The following is an 18879-nucleotide window of genomic DNA, read 5'->3' on the forward strand; positions in this document are numbered from 1 at the left end:
GGGGCCGCAGCCCTTGTCTGGCAAGGGCGGCGTGCTGTCTGACTTCCTAAATCCGCACCTGCGAACCCAGCTCGACCACGCGGTTCGTGGGCAGGCGGAAAAACTGCATCGCGCTCGCCGAGTTGCGCAGCATCCATGCAAACACTTTCTCGCGCCAGATCGGCATGCCGGGCTTTTCGCTCGCCAGCAATGTCTGGCGGCTGAGGAAGAAGCTCGTCTCCATCATGTCGAACTCGCCGCCGCACCTGCTCATCTGTTTCAGGCCCTGCGGCACGTTGGTTTCGTCCATGAACCCGTAATGCAGCACCGCGCGATAGAAGCCGCTGCCGATCTCTCTGAACTCACAACGGTGCTCGCTATCGACATAGGGCACATCCTGGATCTCGACGGTCAGGATCACCACCCGCTCGTGCAGAACCTTGTTGTGCTTGATATTGTGGAGGAGCGCGGAGGGCACACCCGCAGTGCTCGATGCCATGAAGATCGCGGTGCCCGGCACGCGCGTGGCGCTGTTCTGAGCGGACTTGGCGAAAATTTCGATCGGCAGCGCGACCTCTCCCATCCGCTCCCGCATCAGCTTGCGTCCGCGCGCCCATGTGGTGAGCAAGGTGAAGGCGACGAGGCCAACCACCAGCGGGAACCAGCCGCCATCGGTAATCTTGGTCAGGTTGGCGGCAAAGTAGGCGCCATCGACGATCAGGAACAGCAACACGATCGGCGCGGCGACCCACCATTTCCACTTCCACACGCCGACGAACAATACGCCCATCAGCAAGGTATCGATGGTCACTGCCCCGGTCACGGCGATGCCATAGGCGCTCGCGAGATTGGACGAGTTCTGGAAGGTCAGCACCAGGATGATGACTGCCACAAGCAACGCCCAGTTGACTGCCGGAATATAAATCTGCCCCGCTTCGCTCTCGCTCGTATGGCGGATCGAAAGCCGCGGGATATAGCCAAGCTGCATCGCCTGGTGGGTGATCGAGAAGGCGCCCGATATCACCGCCTGGCTGGCGATGAAGGTCGCTACGGTGGCGAGGAACACTAGCGGCAGGCGCCAGTCTTCGCTGGCAAGGAAGAAGAACGGACTGCGGATCGCCTCTGCTGCGGCTTCGGCAGGCAGGCTGATCATCATCGCGCCCTGCCCGAAATAGTTGAGCAGCAGGCACGGCATGACGAAGCCGAACCAGCTCAACCGCATCGGGCCGCGCCCGAAGTGGCCCATATCCGAATAAAGCGCTTCGGAGCCCGTCACCGCCAGCACGACCGATCCCAGTGCAAGGAAGGCCAGCCAGCCGTCGAGGATGAAGAAATTGACCGCGTGATGCGGGCTCAGCGCCCACAGGATCTGGGGATGCTGCACGATCTGGTTGATGCCCAGACCCGCGATGACCGTGAAATAGACGATCATCACCGGGGCGAAGAGTGCACCCACCTTGGCCGTCCCGCGCTTCTGCAACAGGAACAGCGCAACCAGCAGGCCAAGCGCGATGGGGATGACGAAATCCTGCAGCCCCTCGTCCACCACGGTCAGCCCCTCGACCGCCGAAAGCACCGAAATCGCAGGCGTAATCATCGAGTCGCCGTAAAACAGCGAGGTCGCGAAGACGCCCAGCAGGATCGCCAGCCAGCCATATTTGGACTTGCTGATCGAGCGGGAAATCAGCGCGACGAGAGCCAGCGAGCCGCCCTGCCCCTTGTTGTCCGCGCGCATCAGGATCGAGACGTACTGGATCGCCACGATCAGCGTCATCGACCAGAAGATCAGGCTGACCACGCCCAACACATGCGCCGCGTCCAGCGCCAGCGGGTTGGGTCCGATGAAGGTTTCGCGAAAGGCGTAGAGCGGGCTGGTGCCGATATCGCCGAAGACGATCCCGATCGCACCGAAAGCCAGCGTCGCCGTGGAGGCATGGTGCGCGGTGGTGCCCTTTGCGGGCGGTGTCGCGCCCGGGTCCGCTGTTGCTGGGGAATCGCTCATGCGCTAGGTGCCATACTCAGCCTGCTAGCCTCCGGCAGGCACGGTTCACGCCTGATGTGAGGCAGGCGAGCGCGGTTAGCAGTGCCAGTGTGCACATGCAACATAGGTCAAGGTCGGGCGGGGGCTTGCGGAGCGATTTGCGGTGCGCGTTCGCCCAGCACGCCGATCACACCATCAAGCCGTTCCAGCTGCTGCGTGACGAATTCGCGCCCCTTGGCGTTCTCGTCAGCCTCGGCGAGCCCTTGCGCCCAATACTCGCGCGCTTCGCCCAGAGCGCCGCTGCGCATCGCAATGATACCGCGAAAATAGTAAGGTGCCGGATTGCCCTGCGATGCCCTGCGCGCCCGGTCGAACGCATAGCCGACCGGCGGGGTAACCTGTCCATGCGAATGCTCGGCCAGCGCCAGCGCCAGTGCGAGCCATGCCTCCCCATCCTCCGGGTTTTCGCTCACACCATTGCGCAGCATCCCGGCCGCGTCCGCATGCTGACCCCGGCGCGAAAAGCCATCCGCAATCACGACGTAGCGCGAAGGCGGGATGCCCTCGACATTATAGAACGCGCGGCGTGCGTCGATCATCGCGTCGGAGGTCGGCATCACCTCGCGTTCGGCCTGCTTGGGCGATGCTGCAAGATCGGGCGAGCCCTGCCACGCATAGCCGGCGAGCGCGAAGACCAGCGCCGATGCGAGCAAGGTCCATACCCGGCGCCCTTCGCCCGAAATCAGAAAGCCGATGCCGAATGCGATGACGGCCAGCGCGACAATTGCGATCCACGTCATTCCCCGCGCCTCCCAAGACGGCGGATAAGGACCGCACCGGCAATCAGCAGGAACAGCAGCGGCAGAGCATAGAGGGGCCACGTGGCGGCACCTATTCCGGGCCGGAAGGTGACGTAATCGCCATAGCGTTCGACCAGCCAGGCGCGTACTTCCTCGGGGCTCTCACCCGCCGCAATACGGCTGCGCACCTGGTGGCGCATGTCGCCCGCCATCGGCGCATCGCTATCGGCGATGGATTGCGACTGGCAGGTAAGGCAGCGCAGCTCTTCCATCAGCGCCTGTGCCTCGGCCTCCGCCACCGGATCGGCAAGCTGCGTATTGGCGAGGGGAGCGGAGGAAACCGCCTGCCCCGCGCCGGGCGCGCTCACTGCCAAAAGTGCCGCCGCCAGGAGCGCAGAGGGCATCATTTCGCAGCCTCCCACTCGGCATAGATCTCGTCGACCTGGTTGGGCCGGATATCGCCGATATGCTGGTAACGGATGATCCCGTCGCCATCGATCACGAAGGTTTCGGGCACACCCGAGGAGCCCAGGGCGAGCTGCACCTCGGCAATATCGTCGCGCGCGATGGCGACGTAGGGATCGCCGTATCGTGACAGGAACTGCGCCATCGCCTGCGGATCGTCGCGGATGGCAATGCCGACAATCGGCACACCGCGCTCTTCCAGGGCTTCGAGCTGCGGAGCCTCGGCGATGCACGGCACGCACCAGGTGGCCCACACGTTAAGCAGGCGCGGCTGGCCATCGGTGAACATGGCAGACGCCACGCGCGGCGCTTCGTCGTCGCGACCCGGCAGGTCGAACGCGGGCAGCGGCTTGCCAATCATGGCACTGCGCACCAACTCGTCCTTCGGCTGCGCCATCTGGTAGGCCGCCAGCCCCAGGAACAGCGCGAACAGCGCGAGCGGGATTATGAGCCACAGCCGCTTCATGCAGTGGCTCTTTCCGCCCGACGACGCGCCATCGCATCGCGGATTTTCCAGCGGCGAACACCATTGCGCAGATGACCGATCAGCGACAGCAGACCGCCCAGCGCAATCAGAATGGCGCCAAACCAGATCAGCGTGACGAAGGGTTTCCACCATAGGCGCAATTGCCAGCGATCGTCGCCGGCGGCGTCGCCAAGAATGGCGTAAAGCTGGCCATCCCGGCGCGTGAGCAAGGCCGCCTCGCTGGTACTCTGCTGCGGCTCGGTAAAGGTACGCGCCTGCGGACGAAGCGTCGCGCCAGTGCCGTTGGAAGACGCCGCAACGCGCGCTTCGAGCGCAGTCCAGTTCGGCCCGGCCACAGGCTCAACCGCTTCCAGTCGCGCTTCGAACGGCCCGACGGAAACGGTATCGCCCGCGCGCATGGCCACCAGCCGTTCGGTCGAAAAGGCGCTTTCGCTCGCCATCCCGGCAAGACTGACCGCGATACCGAAATGCGCGAGCATCGAACCCCAGAGGGGCAGCGGTACGCGAGTGATGCGACGACCGGCCAGCGGTAGCCAGCTGGCGAGCGCCAGCAGGGCAGCGAGTGCCAGCCCCATGGTCGCCAGCACACCGGCCCCGGTGAAGACGACCACAATGGTGATCGATGCCGCGAGGATCGCTCCCAACAGCACCAGCGGCACCGCGATGCGGCGCAGGTTGTCGCGTTTCCAGCGCAGCAGCGGGCCAACCGCGAGCACCAGCAGCATCGGCACCGCGAACACCGCCGTGACCGGATTGTAATACGGGGGCCCGATCGAAACGCGCGTTCCCAGCGCCTCGGCCAACAGCGGATATAGCGTGCCCAGCAGCACGACAGCCAGGATGCCGCTCAGCATCACATTATTGACCACCAGCGCGCCCTCACGGCTCACCGTGGCAAAGCGCTTGCCCTCTGCCAGTGCACCGGCTCGCAGTGCGAACAGCACGAAGGCGCCCCCGATATACAGCGTCAGCAGGCCGAGGATGAACGCACCCCGCTCAGGGTCGACCGCGAAGGCATGCACGCTGGTGAGAATACCGGAGCGGACGAGGAAAGTGCCGACCATGCTCATCGAGAAGGCGACCACGCCCAGCATGATGGTCCAGGTGCGCAGCGCGTCGCGCGCGGCGAGGACGCTGGCCGAATGGAGCAGCGCGGTCGCCGCGAGCCACGGCATCAGCGATGCGTTCTCGACCGGGTCCCAGAACCACCAGCCGCCCCAGCCCAGCTCGTAATAGGCCCAGTAGCTACCCGCCGCGATGCCGAGCGTCAGCGCGATCCATGCCGCCAGCACCCACGGACGCATCGCGCGCGCCAGATCGGGGCCTGCCTGCCGGGTCAGCAGTCCCGCGACGACGAAGCTGAAGGCGACCGACAACCCGACATAGCCGACGTAGAGCGTGGGCGGATGCAGCGCGAGGCCGATGTCCTGCAACAGCGGATTCAGCCCGGCGCCGGTCGCTGCCGCCGGGTCGAGGCGCTCGAACGGGTTCGAACTGAGCAGCAGGAAGGCGTAGAAACCCAGCGCGACGAAGCCCTGCGCCGCCATCGCCGCCTTGATAAAGCGTTGTTCTCCGCGCTGTTCGAACAGAGCGACCAATGCGCTGCACAGCCCCAGGATGGTAACCCACAGCAGCATCGAGCCCTCGTGGTTCCCCCAGGCGCCCGAAATCCGGTAGATCAGCGGCTTGTCCGCGTGGCTGTTGGCAGCGACGAGCGCGACCGACAGGTCGGTCACCGCGAACACGCGCAGCAGGTAGGCGAAAGCGACCAGCAGCAAGACGCCCTGCACGACAGCAGCAGGGCGTACCAGTGCACTCAGCGCGCCTTGAACGTCGCTACGCGCGCCAGCAGCGCCCGCGATCAGTTGCAGCACGCAGAGACCTGCGGCGAGCCACAGGGCGGCAAGGCCAAGCTCGGCGATCATGGCGCGGCTGCGGCGCTTTCTTCCAGCGTCTCGCGCGCCTCGACGTCGCTCAATCCTTCGAGTTCGCGCGGCGTGTAATTCTCGTCATGCTTGGCGAGCAGGGTTTCGGCCTCGAACGTGCCGCCATCGGTAAGCCGCCCATTGGCGATGACGCCCGATCCTTCGACGAACAGGTCCGGCACGATCCCGCGATAGGTCACGGGGATGGCATCGCCATGTCGTCCGGTGACCGCGAAGGCGATCGTCACCCCGTCCGCCAGCGTGCGGATAGAGCCTTGCTGCACCACTCCACCCAGCCGGATCGCCCGCCCCGGTTCGGGCGGGTTTTCGGCGATATCCTCTGGCAGGTAGAAATAGTCCGCCTGGCTGCGCAGACCCCACGCGGCCAGCATTCCTGCCGCGATCAGCACGCCCAGCGCCACGAGCACGAGGACGAGCCTTTGATGTTTGGGGGCGAGAGCGGTCATTCGCCGGTGCCCTTGTCGCGCGTCTTTTCGCGGGCCTTATCCCGGCGCCGTTCGGCGGCGCGCATCCTCTGCCAGCTCCAGCCGGTCATCGACAGGATGCCCCCGATGCCGATTGCGTAAGCCGCAAGCACGAATGTCCACTGGTCGAGATTTTCCTGCATCGCTCAGGCCTCTATCGCGCGACGCCGCAAGCGTGCTTCGGCCTGGATATTTGCCAGCAGAGCACGCATGCGGGCCAGCACGATACCGCCGTACAGCAGCGACATTCCCAGCGTGACCAGCAGCAGCGGCCACAGGAACTCGGGCGCCATGGCCGATCCGCTGGCGGTGATGCTGGGCGGCTGGTGCAGACTATTCCACCAGATAACCGAGAAGTGGATGATCGGAATATTGACCACGCCGACCAGCCCGAAGATCGCCGGGATGCGCGAGGACGCCCCTTCCCGCTCCACTGCCTGCGCAAGCGCGATATAGGCGAGGTAGAGGAACAGCAGCACCAGCATGCTGGTCAGGCGTCCGTCCCACACCCACCAGGTGCCCCACGCAGGGCGACCCCACAGCGATCCGGTGATCAGGCACAGGGCCGTGAAGACGGCACCGGGCATGGCTGCGGCGCGCGCGGCTATTCCCGCCAGCGGATGCCGCCACACCAGTTCTACCAGGCTGGCAATGGCGATGGTCGACCACCCGGCCATGCCCAGCCATGCGGTAGGCACATGGAGAAACAGGATGCGCACGGTCTCGCCCTGCAGACGCTCGGCAGGAGCGGCAAGGAGGCCATAGGCAAAGACGGCAGCGGTAATGACCAGACCCGATACCAGCAGGATCGGGGTCAGCCTTGTCGCAAGCGCGAGAAACCGGCGGGGATTGGCGAAACCATGCATGATTTTTATCGCGTGACCCTATGCCGCCCGGAGGTGTCCGGCGCAAGGTTTTGCAGCGGAAACCGCCGGGTCGAAAGACCGTTCAGCGCCGCCCGATAAGTTCCTGCGCCATCGCATCGGCCACCCGGTCGGGCGAGGAGGCTTGCGCTTCGCTGTCCTGCCAGATCTTCGTCAGGCGATCCGGAATCAGTGCGATGCGCCGACGCACCTCGTTGATGTCGCAGGGTGCATTATCGCGGCGGCACAGATATTCCATCGTCACGCTGACGATACCGCCCGCGTTGATCACGTAATCGGGCGCATACAGGATGCCCCGCTCGGCCAGCATCGTGCCGTTCTCCGGCCGGGCGAGCTGGTTGTTCGCACCGCCCGCAACGATCGCGCAATCGAGCTTGGCGATGCCTTCCTCGTTCAGGATCGCGCCCAGCGCATTGGGGCTGAACACGTCGCATCCGACCGCCATGATCGCATCGGGCGAGACGACATCCGCGCCCAGTTCTTCGCCCAGCGAGGCCGCGTTATCTTCCCGGATATCGCTCAACGTCAGGCGCGCACCGTCCTTTGCCAGCAGCCGCGCAACGCCGCCGCCCACACTCCCTACGCCTTGCAGCGAGACATGGACGCCTTCCACGCTGTCGCGCCCCAACTTGTGCTGTACGGCAGCCTTGATGCCGAGATAAATGCCCAGCGCGGTGAACGGGCCCGGATTGCCCCCAGCCTCGCCTTCATCGACCGGCAGGCCGGAGACGTAATCTGTCTGCTGGTTGACCGCGACCATGTCTTCCACGGTAATGCCGACATCCTCTGCGGTGACATACTTTCCGCCGAGGCCGTTCACCGCTTCACCGAATGCGGCCAGCATCTCAGGCGTCTTGCGGCGTTGCTCGTCGGCCAGGATCACGGCCTTGCCGCCGCCCATGGGCAGGCCTGCCATCGCGTTCTTGTAGCTCATCCCGCGGCTCAGCCGCAGCGCATCGCGCATCGCGGCGCCGGGATCTTCGTAATGCCAGAAGCGCGTACCGCCCGCTGCCGGGCCGAGATGGGTCGAATGAAGCGCAATGATCGCCGTGAGCCCGCGCTTTTCGTCATGGACGAAATGCACCACTTCGTGGTCGTCGAAATCGGGCTCGGTCCAGAAAGCGGTCATCGGCTTGTGCACATCCCCACAGGAGTTCTCTTCGGGCCTGTCGGGGCGTGCACGGGGGAAAATGGGGCGATCGAGGGGTCTCGAACCCCCGACCTCCGGTACCACAAACCGGCGCTCTAACCAACTGAGCTACGATCGCCATATGCCCCGGCGCAGCCACGCCAAGGGACGTGGCAGTTACGCGCACGAATCGCCGCGTCAAGTGCGGAGATTGCACGCATTATTCGCTTGCACGCACGGCGCCAAATGGGAAGCGAAAACCGCATTTGAAGGCCTCTGGCGCAGGATTATTGCGCGGCTTGCAAAACGCCCCGTCATTCGCGCATGGAAACGCCATGCGTGATCCCGGCGAATCCGACGCGAACGAACTGGCGACCAAGGGTATGCAGCGGCTGCCCTTCTCCAAGCTGGAGATCCTCCAGAAGCGGGAATTCCTCGATCCCCAATTCTGCGCCGAACTGATCGCGATGATCGATGCCAAGCGGCGCCCCTCCACCCTCGCCGACCATGATGGCGACATGTATTTCCGCACCAGCGAAACCTGCGACCTGCCGATGGAAGACCCGCGCACGCAGCGCCTCGACGCGATGCTCGCCGAGATCTCCGGCATCGACCCAGCGCATGGGGAGCCATTGCAGGGGCAACGCTATGCCGTGGGGCAGGAGTTCAAGGCGCATTGCGACTATTTCAACCCCGGCGGCCAAGACTGGGAGAAGTATTGCGCGACCGCAGGGCAGCGGACCTGGACCTTCATGATCTACCTCAACGAGCCCGAGGCCGGCGGCGCGACGCGCTTCAAAGTGATCAAGAAGAACTTCCAGCCCGAAACCGGAAAGCTGGTGTGCTGGAACAACCGGCGCCCCGACCAGAGCGTGAATCCCAACACGATGCACCACGGGATGAAGGTGCGCAAAGGCACCAAGTACGTGATCACGAAATGGTATCGTGAAAGGCCGTGGGGGTGACCGGCGATCCGCAGGTTGCCTCGGTTTCGGCAAGCCCGCAGCATGGCTTTTCCAAGCAGACTTGCGACACGATCGAACTTGTCGAAGGCTTTGGCGTGGCAGAAGACGCGCATGGCGGACAGACGGTCCAGCACCTCTCGCGCATACGCGTCGATCCGACCCAGCCGAACCTGCGACAGGTCCATCTTATCCATGCCGAACTCTTCGACGACCTGGAACAAAAGGGGTTTCAGATCAGGCCCGGCGATCTTGGGGAGAATATCCTGACGCGGGGGATCGACCTGCTCGGATTGCCCGAAGGTACGCTCCTGACCATAGGAGGTGCGGAAATCCGCATCACCGGGCTGCGCAATCCGTGCAAGCAGATCGAGGCATTCATGCCGGGGCTTCTGGCAGAAATGATCGAGCGGAGGGAAGACGGATCGCTATTCCGCAAGTGCGGAATGATGGGCGTAGTCGAACAGTGCGGCAGGGTTGCGAAAGGTCAGGCGATAGCCGTGACCTATCCGCAAAAGCCGCATCACCCGCTCGAACCCGTCTGACTTACCAAAAAGGGCGGCCCCGCAGGACCGCCCTCTGATCGCGGCGCGAGGCCGCAAAGCTTGTATCAGGCTTACTTCTTGAGGCTGAGGCCGCCGAAGCGCTTGTTGAACGCGGCCACGCGGCCACCTTCCTGAAGCTGCTGCTTGCCGCCGGTCCAAGCCGGGTGGCTGGTCGGATCGATTTCCAGGGTCAGCGTATCGCCTTCCTTGCCCCAGGTGGAGCGGGTCTGGAATTCGGTACCATCGGTCATCTTGACGTTGATGGTGTGGTAATCGGGGTGCCCTTCGGCCTTCATGTCATGTCTCCATAGCCTCGGAACGGTTCCGACCGGTCCAGCTGTTGAGTGGGAAAGGCGCGCGGATAGTCCCAACGCGCGCAATTGGCAAGTCTACTTCGAACCGGCGTTTATTCCGGCGGATCGGCGATCATCGCGGTGAATTCGCACTCACAGGTCACCTTGCCATTCACGCTTGCCTTGCCGGCAAACTTGTAGACCCGGCTTCGCTTCTGCAGGAACGAAACCTTGAGGTCGAGCAGGCAGCCCGGTGTCACGGGCGAGCGGAATTTGGCCGCATCAATACCCATGAAAAACACGAGCTTGCCCGTCCCGGAAAGTTCCAGCGTCTCGATCCCGAGAATCGCGGCGGCCTGCGCCAGCGCCTCGATCTGCAACACACCGGGCATGATCGGCGCACCGGGAAAATGGCCCTGGAAGAAATCTTCGTTGAAGGTCACCGCCTTTACCGCGTGGATTTCTTCGCCCAAGGTCAGGTCCTCGACCCGGTCGACGAGCAATAGCGGGTAGCGGTGCGGCAAGGCCTTGAGGACCTGCCGCACATCCATTGTCCGCGGCTCGGCCGCGCCCGTGGTTTCAGCGTCAGCGATGGGATTAACGCCCGGTCGGCTGTGCAGGAGCCTGCGGCTGAGCCGTCTGCTGCTGCTGCTGCATGGCTGCGGCAATCGCCTGACGCTGGGCAATGCCCACAATCAACTGCTGCATCCGCTGCTGCAGCGTAACCGCCGTTTGCGACGCGCGCCAATCGGCCGGCACTTGCGTCGCGACAGAAGGCATGCGCTGGTTGAGGGCTGCGAGAATGTCCTTCGTGACGTCAGCCGTATCCGGCGCGTACTGGACCACTTCGGGCGTCAGCAGCATCTGCACATTCTTCTGCTGCATCACCTGGTTACGGGCATTGGGATAGTCCGCCAGCAGCTGTTCGAGCACATAGGCCTGTGCACGCGCAATCGGCTGCGCCATCTGGACGATCTGCTGCTCTTTCTGTTCCAGCTGCGCCACGACGCTAGGCTGCGCCTGCACCTCGGCATCGCTCAGCTGGTTGTCGGAATTGGTGTCGAGGCTCTGCTGCAACGTCGCCATCTCGCGCTGCACGGCTTCCATTTGCTGGTACAGGCTTTCGTTAGCGGTATCGATCGCTTCATATGCGGCAATCCGCGCCTGACTGTTGAGCATCACGGCTTCGGGGTTGCTGATCGCGATCCCGTTGACCTGCGCTGCGGCCGGCATCGCGGCAAAAGTGGCGCCCAGCGCAGTCGCCACCGCGAGCGTGGTTTTGAAGAATTTCATCAGAATTGCGTCCCTACATTGAATGAGATGGATTTAACGTCATCGCCTTCGACCTTGCGCAACACATGGGCAAGATCGATCCGGAACGGTCCGAAGGGCGAGTTCCAGTCGACGCCGATACCCAGCGAAATGCGCGGGCTGGAGCTGTTGCCAACGAACACTTCCTGGAAGGGGGCGATCGTCAGTTCAGCCGGATCCAGCGGAGCGCCACTGGAATCGGTCGAATCGGTGGTCAGCACGTTATCCGCAGTCAGATACAGCAAATTGCCGTCAGAGTCGCGCCGCTGGTAAGAGATCCCGTCCGGGAACGGGCTGTTCTGCAACTGCGGGGTCGACACGTTGAACAGCGCACCGACATCGAGGAAGATCGACGGACGCAGCCCGAATTCGCGAGCGCCCGCACCCAGCGGGATTTCGAGCTCTGCGCGGCCGAGATAATAGGCATTGCCGCCGATAGCGTCATCGCCACCGCGTTCGCGATCGGTGATGACCAGCGCGTTACCGTCCGTGTCGGTGCTGATGGGCTGGCGGAGCACGCGCGGGCCGACGCCGCGAATGTCGAAGCCACGCATCTGCGGCTCACCCAGGAAAAAGCGATCGGTCAGTACGACATCGTCGAGACCGGCACCGCGATCCGACAGGCCGTGAATGTAGCCGCCTTCAGCCGACAGCGAGAAAATGAAATCGCCGAGTACCGGCCAGTATTTTGCAGTCTGCCCGCGAATTCGCAGATATTTGACGTCCCCGCCCAATCCAGCGAAATCGAGGCCCAGCGAATAACGGTCGCCGCGCGACGGGCGGTAATAGCTGTTGGTCGAGTTGTAGACGTAGTTGAGACCCAGGATCGAGCTCATCCGGTTGCCCAGCGTGTCGCAGATGAAACGCGAAACAAGCAGCGGCTCACATTCCTGGATTCCGTCATTGTCGAAATCGTTGAAGAACTGGTTCTCGTCGATCGTCACCTGATCGTAGTTCAGGGTATAGCTGAACAGGACCGACGAGTACTCTGTGAGCGGCAGGCCAAGGCGCACAGAGCCGCCGGTCGTCACCTTCTTGTAGCGGGTCTGGTCGCGATCGTTGAGGTTAAAGCTGTTCACGTCGCGGCGATACAGGTCCGCGCCAAGCGACAGATTGCGATCGAACACATACGGTTCGGTGAAGCTGAGATTGACCGAATTCGAATAGCGGGAAATCTGCGCCGACGCGCCGACAGTCTGCCCCCGACCACGGAAGTTGCGCTGCCGGATCGAGCCGGAGAACAGGAAGCTTTCGAGCGAGGAGAAGCCTGCCGAAAGCTGCAGTTCACCGGTCGGCTGCTCTTCGACATTGGCTTCCAGCACGATCCGGTCGGGATCGGTGGTTTCCACCTGTTCGACCTCGAAGCCTTCCTGGAAGAAGCCCAGCGAGTTGATGCGCGCGGTGGTCCGTTCGACAGCGAGCGTATTGAACGCATCGCCTTCCGACGCACGGAACTCGCGGCGGATGACCTTGTCCTGCGTCAGCGTGTTGCCGTTGACGTCGACCCGCTCGATATAAACACGCGGCGCTTCGTTGATCGCCATCGTGATGTCCATCGTCAGGTCATCCGCGTTGCGGCGGAATTCCGGGCGGACATCTGCGAAAGCATAACCGAAGCGGCCGGCGAGTTCGGTCAGTTCCTCGACCGTATCCTCGATCCGCTGCGCATCGTACCAGTCGCCTTCCTCGATCGTCAGACCACGGGTCAGCGCCTCGCCATCGAAGTCGCGGATCTGGCTGGTCACCTCGACATCGCCGAACTTGTAGCGCGGGCCTTCCTCGACCACGTAGGTGATGATGAAGTCGCGCTTGTCCGGCGTCAGTTCGGCCACCGCCGACACCACGCGGAAATCGACATAGCCCTGCGTCAGGTAGAACTCGCGCAGCTTCTGCTGGTCGAAAGCCAGCCGATCGGGATCGTAGCTGGTATTGCCGCTGAGGAAGCTGAACAGGCCGGTCTCGTGCGTGACCATTTCGCCCTTCAGCTCGCCATCGGAGAAATTCTCGTTTCCGATGATGTTGATCTGGCGAACGCGCGACTTGGGGCCTTCGGTGACTTCGAAAACCAGATCGACGCGGTTCTGGCTTAGCTGGACGGTCTTTGGCTCCACCGTGGCCGCGAATCGACCCTGCCGCTTGTACAGCTCGATGATGCGCGCAACGTCGGCGCGCACCTTGGACCGGGTGAAGATCTGGCGCGGGGCGAGCTTGATCTCGGGCAGGATCTTGTCGTCCTTGAGCCGCTTGTTCCCTTCGAGGATGATGCGGTTGATGACCGGGTTCTCGGTCACCTCGATCAGCACGTTCCCGTTCTCGTTGCGGATCGTGTAGCTTTCGAACAGTTCGGTCGCCGAAAGGTCTTTCAGGGCCTGGTCGGCCGCTGCGGCCGTGTAGGTATCGCCCGGGCGCAGGCGGATATAGCTGAGGATCGTCTGCGGTTCGAGCCGCTGGACGCCGCGCACCGAGATAGTCTGGATCGTGTCGCCCTGGCTCGCAGGGGCGCTCGTCTGGCCCGCTGCGGCCGCTGCGGACTCCGTCGTGTCCTGCGCAAAGGCCGCCTGCGGCACTCCGGCAAGCGTGGTGCACGCCAGCAGGGCGAGTGCATAATTGCGAATATTGCGCGAGGGGCGCGATGCGCCCGTTTCGATGGCCGTCATGAACGAAGTTGTCCCGTCAAAATGTCTCGACCCGGTTCGCACCTGGCTTTGCCGTACCAGCTTTCCGGACCAACCGATCCGGCGCCCTGTGCCCGATACGCGCGCCCCTTTCAAGCTGGTGCGATGCTGGTGGGTTCGCCTCTCATGTCCCGTGGCATATCTGCCATCACCCAGAGGGCAGCAGTTTGACCACATCGTTGATCGTAGCGAATAGCATCAATGCAAGCACGAGTGCTCCACCGACGCGATACGCAAGCTCAGTCGCGCGGGGGCCCACCGGCTTCCGGCGGATCGCTTCCGCCGCATAAAGTGCCAGATGACCGCCGTCGAGCATCGGGATTGGCAGCAGGTTAATGAATGCCAAATTAAGCGAAATCAACGCGACGAAGTTGATGAAGGCGACCCAGCCGAGACTTAGCTGCTCACCGGAATATTTCGCAATCGAAAGCGGTCCGCCCAGTTCTCGGACTGAACGCTGGCCGGTGAATATCTGCCCGAGCCCGGTCACCATCATATCGAGAACGACCATCGATTGATCCACCGCTGCCGGCAGGACGCTGAGAACGCCAAGCCGCTCGTAGCTGACCTTCACCTCGCCGTCCTCGGGCCTGTATACGCCGATGCGCCCGACGGTACCCTTATTACCGAACCGGTCCGTTTCGGTCACCCCGGCGATAGTGACCGGGAGCGCGATTTCGCGACCATTCCGCTCAACCAGAAGGTCGATGTCCTGATTTGGGTAGAGCGCCACGCGGTCTACCAACTGGTAGAAGTCGTCGACACGCTCACCATCGATGGCAACAATCCGATCGCCGATCTCAACCCCGGCATCGCGGGCGGCGGAGTTTTCGGAGAATCCGGCAACCTGCGTCGAATTGTCGGGAAATTCGTAGGTGGGCTTACCGATAATCGTAAAGAAGACTGCAAAAATCGCTACCGCAACCAGGATATTGGTCACCGGTCCGGCGGCCACGATCAGCGCGCGGCGCCACAGGGCCGCATGCTGGAACGCGCCTTCCTCTGCCGGCGCATTGGCATCTGGAATGCTGGCCGGGTTCATATCGCCCTTGAATTGGACATAACCGCCCAGCGGCAGCGCCGAAATGCGCCAGCGGGTACCGTGCCGGTCGGTAAACCCGGTCAATTCCTTGCCGAACCCGACGGAGAAAGCCTCCGCCTTCACGCCCAGCCAGCGCCCGACCAGCAGGTGGCCAAGCTCGTGCACAGTTACCAAGGGCCCCAGCACCAGCAGGAAGCCGACAATCCACATCCAGATGGGTATTTGTTCGATCACGCGTTCTCCAGAATGGCCTGCGCCTGCCTGCGGGCAGCGGCGTCGATTGCCAGCACGTCGTCCAGACTACCGGGCGCCGGCGGCAGATCGGATTGTTGCAGGACGTTTTCCACCAATGTCGCAATTCGCGTGAACGGGATGTGACCGGCAAGGAAGGCGGCAACAGCTATCTCGTTGGCAGCATTGAGGATTGCCGGGGTCGCCCCGCCCTCCTCGCACGCAGCGCGCGCCAGCCGGGTGGCGGGAAAGCGCTCTTCGTCGGGAGCAAAGAACGTCAGCTCGCCAATGCCTGCAAGGTCGAGCGGTTCGCACGGTGTTTCCATCCGCTTCGGCCAGGCGAGGCACGACGCGATGGGCACCATCATGTCCGACGGCCCAAGCTGCGCCAGTGTCGAATGGTCGCGATATTCGACCATCGAATGGATCACGCTTTGCGGATGGACGAGGATGCGGATTTTATCGAGCCCGACCGGGAAGAGGTGATGCGCCTCAATCAGTTCCAGCCCCTTGTTGAACATCGTGGCCGAATCGACGCTGATCTTTGCGCCCATGTCCCAGTTGGGATGCGCAACTGCCTGATCCGGGGTGACCCGTTCCAGTTCCTGTGTCGATAACAGGCGCAGCGGCCCGCCGCTGGCGGTGAGCGTAATCATCCGCACCTCGGCCGGATCGTTTCCGGCAAGGCACTGGAAAATCGCGTTATGCTCTGAATCGACCGGCAGCAGCGCGGCGCCGTGTTTGGCGACCGCCCCGGTCATCACCTCGCCAGCCGAAACCAGCGCTTCCTTGTTGGCGAGCGCGATGGTGCCGCCCTGTTCGATCGCGGCCATGACAGGTGCGAGCCCCGCGCAGCCGACGATCGCGGCCATGGTGATGTCGACCGGGCGGCTCGCCGCCTCGATCAGCGCTGCGCGACCGCCCGCCGCCTCGATCCCGGTGCCGCTGAGCGCATCGCGCAGCTCGGGAAGGCAGGATTCGTCGCTCACCACCGCGATCTTCGCATCGAATTCGCGGGCGAGCTTCGCCAGTTTGGCGGCGCTGCAATGTGCGGTCAGAGCCTCGACCCGCCAGTCTTCGCGATGCTGGCGCAACAGCTTGAGCGTCGAATCGCCGACCGAGCCGGTGCTTCCGAGGATGGATATTGAACGCATGGGATCAAAGGCTCAGTGAAACGACGATGCCAACCAGAATGGACACCGGGATCACCCCGTCGAAGCGATCGAAAAACCCGCCGTGGCCCGGGATGAGACGGCTCGAATCCTTGACCCCCGCCTTGCGCTTCAGCCAGCTTTCGAAAAGGTCGCCCGCCAGCGCGAGCACTGCCAGAACTGGCCCGGCAATCGCGAAGACGGTCAGCGACTGCGAGTCGAGCGTGCCCTGCCGCCAGGTGAGGTAAATCAGCGGACTCATCGCAAGCAGCCCGCCGAACATGCCGCCGATAAGCCCGGCCCAGGTCTTGTTCGGGCTGACCTTGGGCAGGATGCGCGGCCCGCCGATCAGCGTTCCGAAGACATAGGCGAAGGTATCGGCCAGGATCACCACGCTCATGACGATGTAGAAGGCCTGCATCTCCGCATCGATCAGGATCAACGCGGCAAGCCCGATATAGGCCCCGCCTGCAAGAATGCTCGCCAGCCGGTAGGGGACGTTCGCGGTCGCCTTGATGACCAGGAAAATGAATTCCAAAAAGCAGAGCGCGGCGACGACACCCACAATCAGGTCGAGCCCCGTATCGCCCAGCGCAAAATAGACCCCCGCCGCGATCGCGATCATCACCACGGCGGATGCGGCCCTGATGCCCAGCGTCTTTCGGCGCGAGTGCTCGCGCACTTCGGCCAGCGTGGGGTTCTCGGGCTCGCCGCCGATCAGCGGCTGCGTCTCCGGCTCCTGCGCATCGTCGGCGCGCGTGTGGTCATCGGCCGCCAAAGCGCCTCTCCCTTGTCGCGAAATCGTCGAGAGCTGCCTGCAGATGCTCCGGCGTAAAGTCGGGCCACAGCGTATCGACAAACAGCATTTCCGCGTAAGCCATTTGCCATAACAGAAAATTCGACAGGCGCACCTCACCGCTTGTGCGGATCAGCAAGTCAACCGGTGGCAGGTCGGCGGTGAACAGGTGTCGCTCGATCGCCTCTGGGGTAATTTCGCCCTCGGCTGCGGCGGCCCGCGCGGCGGCAGCGATTTCCTGCTGCGATCCGTAGTTGAGCGCAACGGCAACCGTGTGGCTGCCATTCGCGGTCCTCTCCAGCGCATCCTCCAGCATTTCGACGATATCGGGGGCGAGCGCGCGCCAGTCGCCGACGATCTTCAGCCGCACACCGTTCTCGACGAACTCATCGAGATCGGAACGGATGAAATTACGCATGAGGTTCATGAGGTCGCTGACCTCTTCCTCGGGCCGTTTCCAGTTCTCGCTGCTGAAAGCGTAGAGCGTCAGACACTCGACCCCGGTCCCTTGGAGGCTGCGCACCAGCGTGCGTACAGCCTCTACCCCGCGCTTGTGGCCCATGGCCCGCGGCAGCGCGCGGCGCTTTGCCCAGCGCCCATTGCCATCCATGATGATGGCGACGTGGCGCGCGCTCGTTTCGGAAACCTGGCTCATAAATCTCGATCCGCTCGGGCTGAGCCTGTCGAAGCCCCGCTCTTCGTCCGTACCCCCATCGCATGAAGGAAGAACAGCCCTTCGACAAGCGCGGGGCAAACGGGATAGAACGCAGGGGCCGTCGCCCTCACTGCTGCATGATTTCCTTTTCCTTGGCTTCGGCCGCGGCATCCGCCTCGCCAGTATATTTGTCGGTCAGCTTCTGGACCTCGTCCTCGAACCGCTTGCGATCGTCCTCGGAGATTTCCTTCTTCTTCTCGTCTTCCTTCAGCGCTTCCATACCGTCGCGGCGCACATTGCGGATCGCGATCTTGGCGTTCTCCGCATACTTGCCCGCCAGCTTGGCGAGATCGCGGCGGCGTTCTTCGGTCAGGTCGGGCATCGGAATACGCAGCGTCTGGCCATCCTGCATCGGATTGAGGCCCAGGTTGGCGTGGGCAATGCCCTTCTCAACCGCGCTTACATTGCCCTTGTCCCACACCTGCACGCTGAGCATGCGCGGTTCGGGAGCCGAAACGGTCGCAACCTGGTTCAGCGGCATCATGGAGCCATAAACCTCGACCACCACCGGATCGAGCAGGCTGGTGTTCGCACGGCCCGTGCGCAGACCCGAAAGATCGCCCTTCAGGCTTTCGATCGCGCCCTGCATGCGGCGTTCGATATCGGCTTTGTCGTACTTTGCCATGATCGGCTTCCTCGTCCTGTCTGTTCGTTCGTCTTAAGCGGTGTGGTCGGTCACGACGGTCTGGGTACCCTCACCCGAAAGAACCTTGGCCACATTGCCCTTCTCGCGGATCGAGAAGACCACGATGGGGATGTCGTTGTCACGGCACAGCGCAACCGCGCTCGCATCCATGACTTTCAGATCGTCTGCCAGAACCTTGCCGTAGCTCACGGTCTCATAGCGCTTGGCATCTGCATTCTTCTTGGGATCGCTGTCGTAAACACCGTCGACGCTGGTTCCCTTCAGGAGCGCGTCGCACTTCATTTCGGCCGCGCGAAGTGCAGCGCCGCTGTCGGTGGTGAAATAGGGTGCGCCAACGCCAGCTGCGAAGATCACGATACGTCCCTTTTCGAGATGGC

Annotated in this window: 21 protein-coding genes and 1 tRNA gene; 2 read left to right on the forward strand and 20 right to left on the reverse strand. The window is 63.2% G+C overall.

Annotated features, from left to right (window positions below; all coding sequences use genetic code 11):
* Positions 1-46: 46 nt before the first annotated feature.
* The 10 genes from ACEQXE_RS07460 to ACEQXE_RS07505 form a co-directional block, all read right to left on the reverse strand.
* Positions 47-1981, reverse strand: coding sequence for a potassium transporter Kup (locus ACEQXE_RS07460; RefSeq protein ID WP_370178273.1), 1935 nt, complete (start codon positions 1979-1981; stop codon positions 47-49).
* Positions 1982-2088: 107 nt separating this feature from the next.
* Positions 2089-2760 (reverse strand): tetratricopeptide repeat protein, encoded by a 672-nt coding sequence (locus ACEQXE_RS07465; protein ID WP_370178274.1) that lies wholly within the window; start codon positions 2758-2760, stop codon positions 2089-2091.
* Positions 2757-3167 (reverse strand): cytochrome c-type biogenesis protein CcmH, encoded by a 411-nt coding sequence (locus tag ACEQXE_RS07470; RefSeq protein WP_370178275.1) that lies wholly within the window; start codon positions 3165-3167, stop codon positions 2757-2759. Before ACEQXE_RS07470 ends, ACEQXE_RS07465 begins: the two co-directional genes overlap by 4 nt.
* Positions 3164-3691, reverse strand: coding sequence for a DsbE family thiol:disulfide interchange protein (locus tag ACEQXE_RS07475; RefSeq protein WP_370178276.1), 528 nt, complete (start codon positions 3689-3691; stop codon positions 3164-3166). Before ACEQXE_RS07475 ends, ACEQXE_RS07470 begins: the two co-directional genes overlap by 4 nt.
* Positions 3688-5637 (reverse strand): heme lyase CcmF/NrfE family subunit, encoded by a 1950-nt coding sequence (locus ACEQXE_RS07480; protein ID WP_370178277.1) that lies wholly within the window; start codon positions 5635-5637, stop codon positions 3688-3690. Before ACEQXE_RS07480 ends, ACEQXE_RS07475 begins: the two co-directional genes overlap by 4 nt.
* Entirely contained in the window at positions 5634-6104 is a 471-nt protein-coding gene (gene ccmE / locus ACEQXE_RS07485; protein WP_370178278.1) for a cytochrome c maturation protein CcmE, read from the reverse strand. The genes ACEQXE_RS07480 and ccmE overlap by 4 nt, the downstream gene beginning before the upstream one ends.
* Entirely contained in the window at positions 6101-6265 is a 165-nt protein-coding gene (locus tag ACEQXE_RS07490) for a hypothetical protein (RefSeq protein WP_370178279.1), read from the reverse strand. The genes ccmE and ACEQXE_RS07490 overlap by 4 nt, the downstream gene beginning before the upstream one ends.
* 3 nt (positions 6266-6268) lie before the next feature.
* On the reverse strand, positions 6269-6988 hold the full coding sequence (gene ccmC, locus ACEQXE_RS07495) for a heme ABC transporter permease CcmC (protein WP_370178280.1): 720 nt from the start codon (positions 6986-6988) through the stop codon (positions 6269-6271).
* A gap of 82 nt (positions 6989-7070) precedes the next feature.
* Complete coding sequence (locus tag ACEQXE_RS07500) at positions 7071-8135, reverse strand: Leu/Phe/Val dehydrogenase (RefSeq protein ID WP_370178281.1); 1065 nt, start codon at positions 8133-8135, stop codon at positions 7071-7073.
* A gap of 62 nt (positions 8136-8197) precedes the next feature.
* Positions 8198-8274 (reverse strand) — tRNA-His (locus tag ACEQXE_RS07505).
* Between the two features lie 196 nt (positions 8275-8470).
* Between ACEQXE_RS07505 and ACEQXE_RS07510 the strand changes: the two genes are divergently transcribed.
* A complete protein-coding gene (locus ACEQXE_RS07510) occupies positions 8471-9100 on the forward strand; it encodes a prolyl hydroxylase family protein (RefSeq protein ID WP_370178282.1) in 630 nt (209 codons plus the stop codon).
* Complete coding sequence (locus ACEQXE_RS07515) at positions 9097-9642, forward strand: MOSC domain-containing protein (RefSeq protein ID WP_370178283.1); 546 nt, start codon at positions 9097-9099, stop codon at positions 9640-9642. The genes ACEQXE_RS07510 and ACEQXE_RS07515 overlap by 4 nt, the downstream gene beginning before the upstream one ends.
* A 71-nt stretch (positions 9643-9713) precedes the next feature.
* Here the strand turns inward: ACEQXE_RS07515 and rpmE are convergent, their stop codons facing one another.
* The 10 genes from rpmE to ACEQXE_RS07565 form a co-directional block, all read right to left on the reverse strand.
* A complete protein-coding gene (gene rpmE, locus ACEQXE_RS07520) occupies positions 9714-9938 on the reverse strand; it encodes a 50S ribosomal protein L31 (protein ID WP_010412358.1) in 225 nt (74 codons plus the stop codon).
* A 110-nt stretch (positions 9939-10048) separates the two neighbouring features.
* The gene (gene fabZ / locus ACEQXE_RS07525; RefSeq protein ID WP_370178284.1) at positions 10049-10486 is read right to left on the reverse strand and encodes a 3-hydroxyacyl-ACP dehydratase FabZ; all 438 of its coding nucleotides are present in this window, start codon (positions 10484-10486) and stop codon (positions 10049-10051) included.
* Between the two features lie 46 nt (positions 10487-10532).
* On the reverse strand, positions 10533-11228 hold the full coding sequence (locus ACEQXE_RS07530; protein WP_370178285.1) for an OmpH family outer membrane protein: 696 nt from the start codon (positions 11226-11228) through the stop codon (positions 10533-10535).
* Entirely contained in the window at positions 11228-13903 is a 2676-nt protein-coding gene (gene bamA / locus ACEQXE_RS07535; RefSeq protein WP_370178286.1) for an outer membrane protein assembly factor BamA, read from the reverse strand. Before bamA ends, ACEQXE_RS07530 begins: the two co-directional genes overlap by 1 nt.
* Before the next feature lie 166 nt (positions 13904-14069).
* Positions 14070-15197: an RIP metalloprotease RseP gene (gene rseP / locus ACEQXE_RS07540; protein WP_370178287.1), complete on the reverse strand. Its 1128-nt coding sequence runs from the start codon at positions 15195-15197 to the stop codon at positions 14070-14072.
* Positions 15194-16348, reverse strand: coding sequence for a 1-deoxy-D-xylulose-5-phosphate reductoisomerase (gene dxr / locus ACEQXE_RS07545; RefSeq protein ID WP_370178288.1), 1155 nt, complete (start codon positions 16346-16348; stop codon positions 15194-15196). The genes rseP and dxr overlap by 4 nt, the downstream gene beginning before the upstream one ends.
* A 4-nt stretch (positions 16349-16352) precedes the next feature.
* The gene (locus ACEQXE_RS07550; RefSeq protein ID WP_370178289.1) at positions 16353-17123 is read right to left on the reverse strand and encodes a phosphatidate cytidylyltransferase; all 771 of its coding nucleotides are present in this window, start codon (positions 17121-17123) and stop codon (positions 16353-16355) included.
* Entirely contained in the window at positions 17110-17796 is a 687-nt protein-coding gene (uppS, locus tag ACEQXE_RS07555) for a polyprenyl diphosphate synthase (RefSeq protein ID WP_370178290.1), read from the reverse strand. The genes ACEQXE_RS07550 and uppS overlap by 14 nt, the downstream gene beginning before the upstream one ends.
* 127 nt (positions 17797-17923) lie before the next feature.
* Positions 17924-18481: a ribosome recycling factor gene (frr, locus tag ACEQXE_RS07560; protein WP_370178291.1), complete on the reverse strand. Its 558-nt coding sequence runs from the start codon at positions 18479-18481 to the stop codon at positions 17924-17926.
* A gap of 33 nt (positions 18482-18514) precedes the next feature.
* The coding region (locus ACEQXE_RS07565; RefSeq protein ID WP_370178292.1) for a uridine monophosphate kinase at positions 18515-18879 on the reverse strand (365 nt) is incomplete at its 5' end.

The sequence above is a fragment of the Alteriqipengyuania sp. genome, from assembly GCF_964222115.1.
Lineage (GTDB): Bacteria > Pseudomonadota > Alphaproteobacteria > Sphingomonadales > Sphingomonadaceae > Alteriqipengyuania.

Excerpts from the sequence above, each read along its gene's own strand:
- ACEQXE_RS07460 (WP_370178273.1), bottom strand. The coding sequence starts at position 1,981 with ATGAGCGATTCCCCAGCAACAGCGGACCCGGGCGCGACACCGCCCGCA.
- ACEQXE_RS07465 (WP_370178274.1), bottom strand. The coding sequence starts at position 2,760 with ATGACGTGGATCGCAATTGTCGCGCTGGCCGTCATCGCATTCGGCATC.
- ACEQXE_RS07470 (WP_370178275.1), bottom strand. The coding sequence starts at position 3,167 with ATGATGCCCTCTGCGCTCCTGGCGGCGGCACTTTTGGCAGTGAGCGCG.
- ACEQXE_RS07475 (WP_370178276.1), bottom strand. The coding sequence starts at position 3,691 with ATGAAGCGGCTGTGGCTCATAATCCCGCTCGCGCTGTTCGCGCTGTTC.
- ACEQXE_RS07480 (WP_370178277.1), bottom strand. The coding sequence starts at position 5,637 with ATGATCGCCGAGCTTGGCCTTGCCGCCCTGTGGCTCGCCGCAGGTCTC.
- ccmE (WP_370178278.1), bottom strand. The coding sequence starts at position 6,104 with ATGACCGCTCTCGCCCCCAAACATCAAAGGCTCGTCCTCGTGCTCGTG.
- ACEQXE_RS07490 (WP_370178279.1), bottom strand. The coding sequence starts at position 6,265 with ATGCAGGAAAATCTCGACCAGTGGACATTCGTGCTTGCGGCTTACGCA.
- ccmC (WP_370178280.1), bottom strand. The coding sequence starts at position 6,988 with ATGCATGGTTTCGCCAATCCCCGCCGGTTTCTCGCGCTTGCGACAAGG.
- ACEQXE_RS07500 (WP_370178281.1), bottom strand. The coding sequence starts at position 8,135 with ATGACCGCTTTCTGGACCGAGCCCGATTTCGACGACCACGAAGTGGTG.
- ACEQXE_RS07510 (WP_370178282.1), top strand. The coding sequence starts at position 8,471 with ATGCGTGATCCCGGCGAATCCGACGCGAACGAACTGGCGACCAAGGGT.
- rpmE (WP_010412358.1), bottom strand. The coding sequence starts at position 9,938 with ATGAAGGCCGAAGGGCACCCCGATTACCACACCATCAACGTCAAGATG.
- fabZ (WP_370178284.1), bottom strand. The coding sequence starts at position 10,486 with ATGGATGTGCGGCAGGTCCTCAAGGCCTTGCCGCACCGCTACCCGCTA.
- ACEQXE_RS07530 (WP_370178285.1), bottom strand. The coding sequence starts at position 11,228 with ATGAAATTCTTCAAAACCACGCTCGCGGTGGCGACTGCGCTGGGCGCC.
- bamA (WP_370178286.1), bottom strand. The coding sequence starts at position 13,903 with ATGACGGCCATCGAAACGGGCGCATCGCGCCCCTCGCGCAATATTCGC.
- dxr (WP_370178288.1), bottom strand. The coding sequence starts at position 16,348 with ATGCGTTCAATATCCATCCTCGGAAGCACCGGCTCGGTCGGCGATTCG.
- uppS (WP_370178290.1), bottom strand. The coding sequence starts at position 17,796 with ATGAGCCAGGTTTCCGAAACGAGCGCGCGCCACGTCGCCATCATCATG.
- frr (WP_370178291.1), bottom strand. The coding sequence starts at position 18,481 with ATGGCAAAGTACGACAAAGCCGATATCGAACGCCGCATGCAGGGCGCG.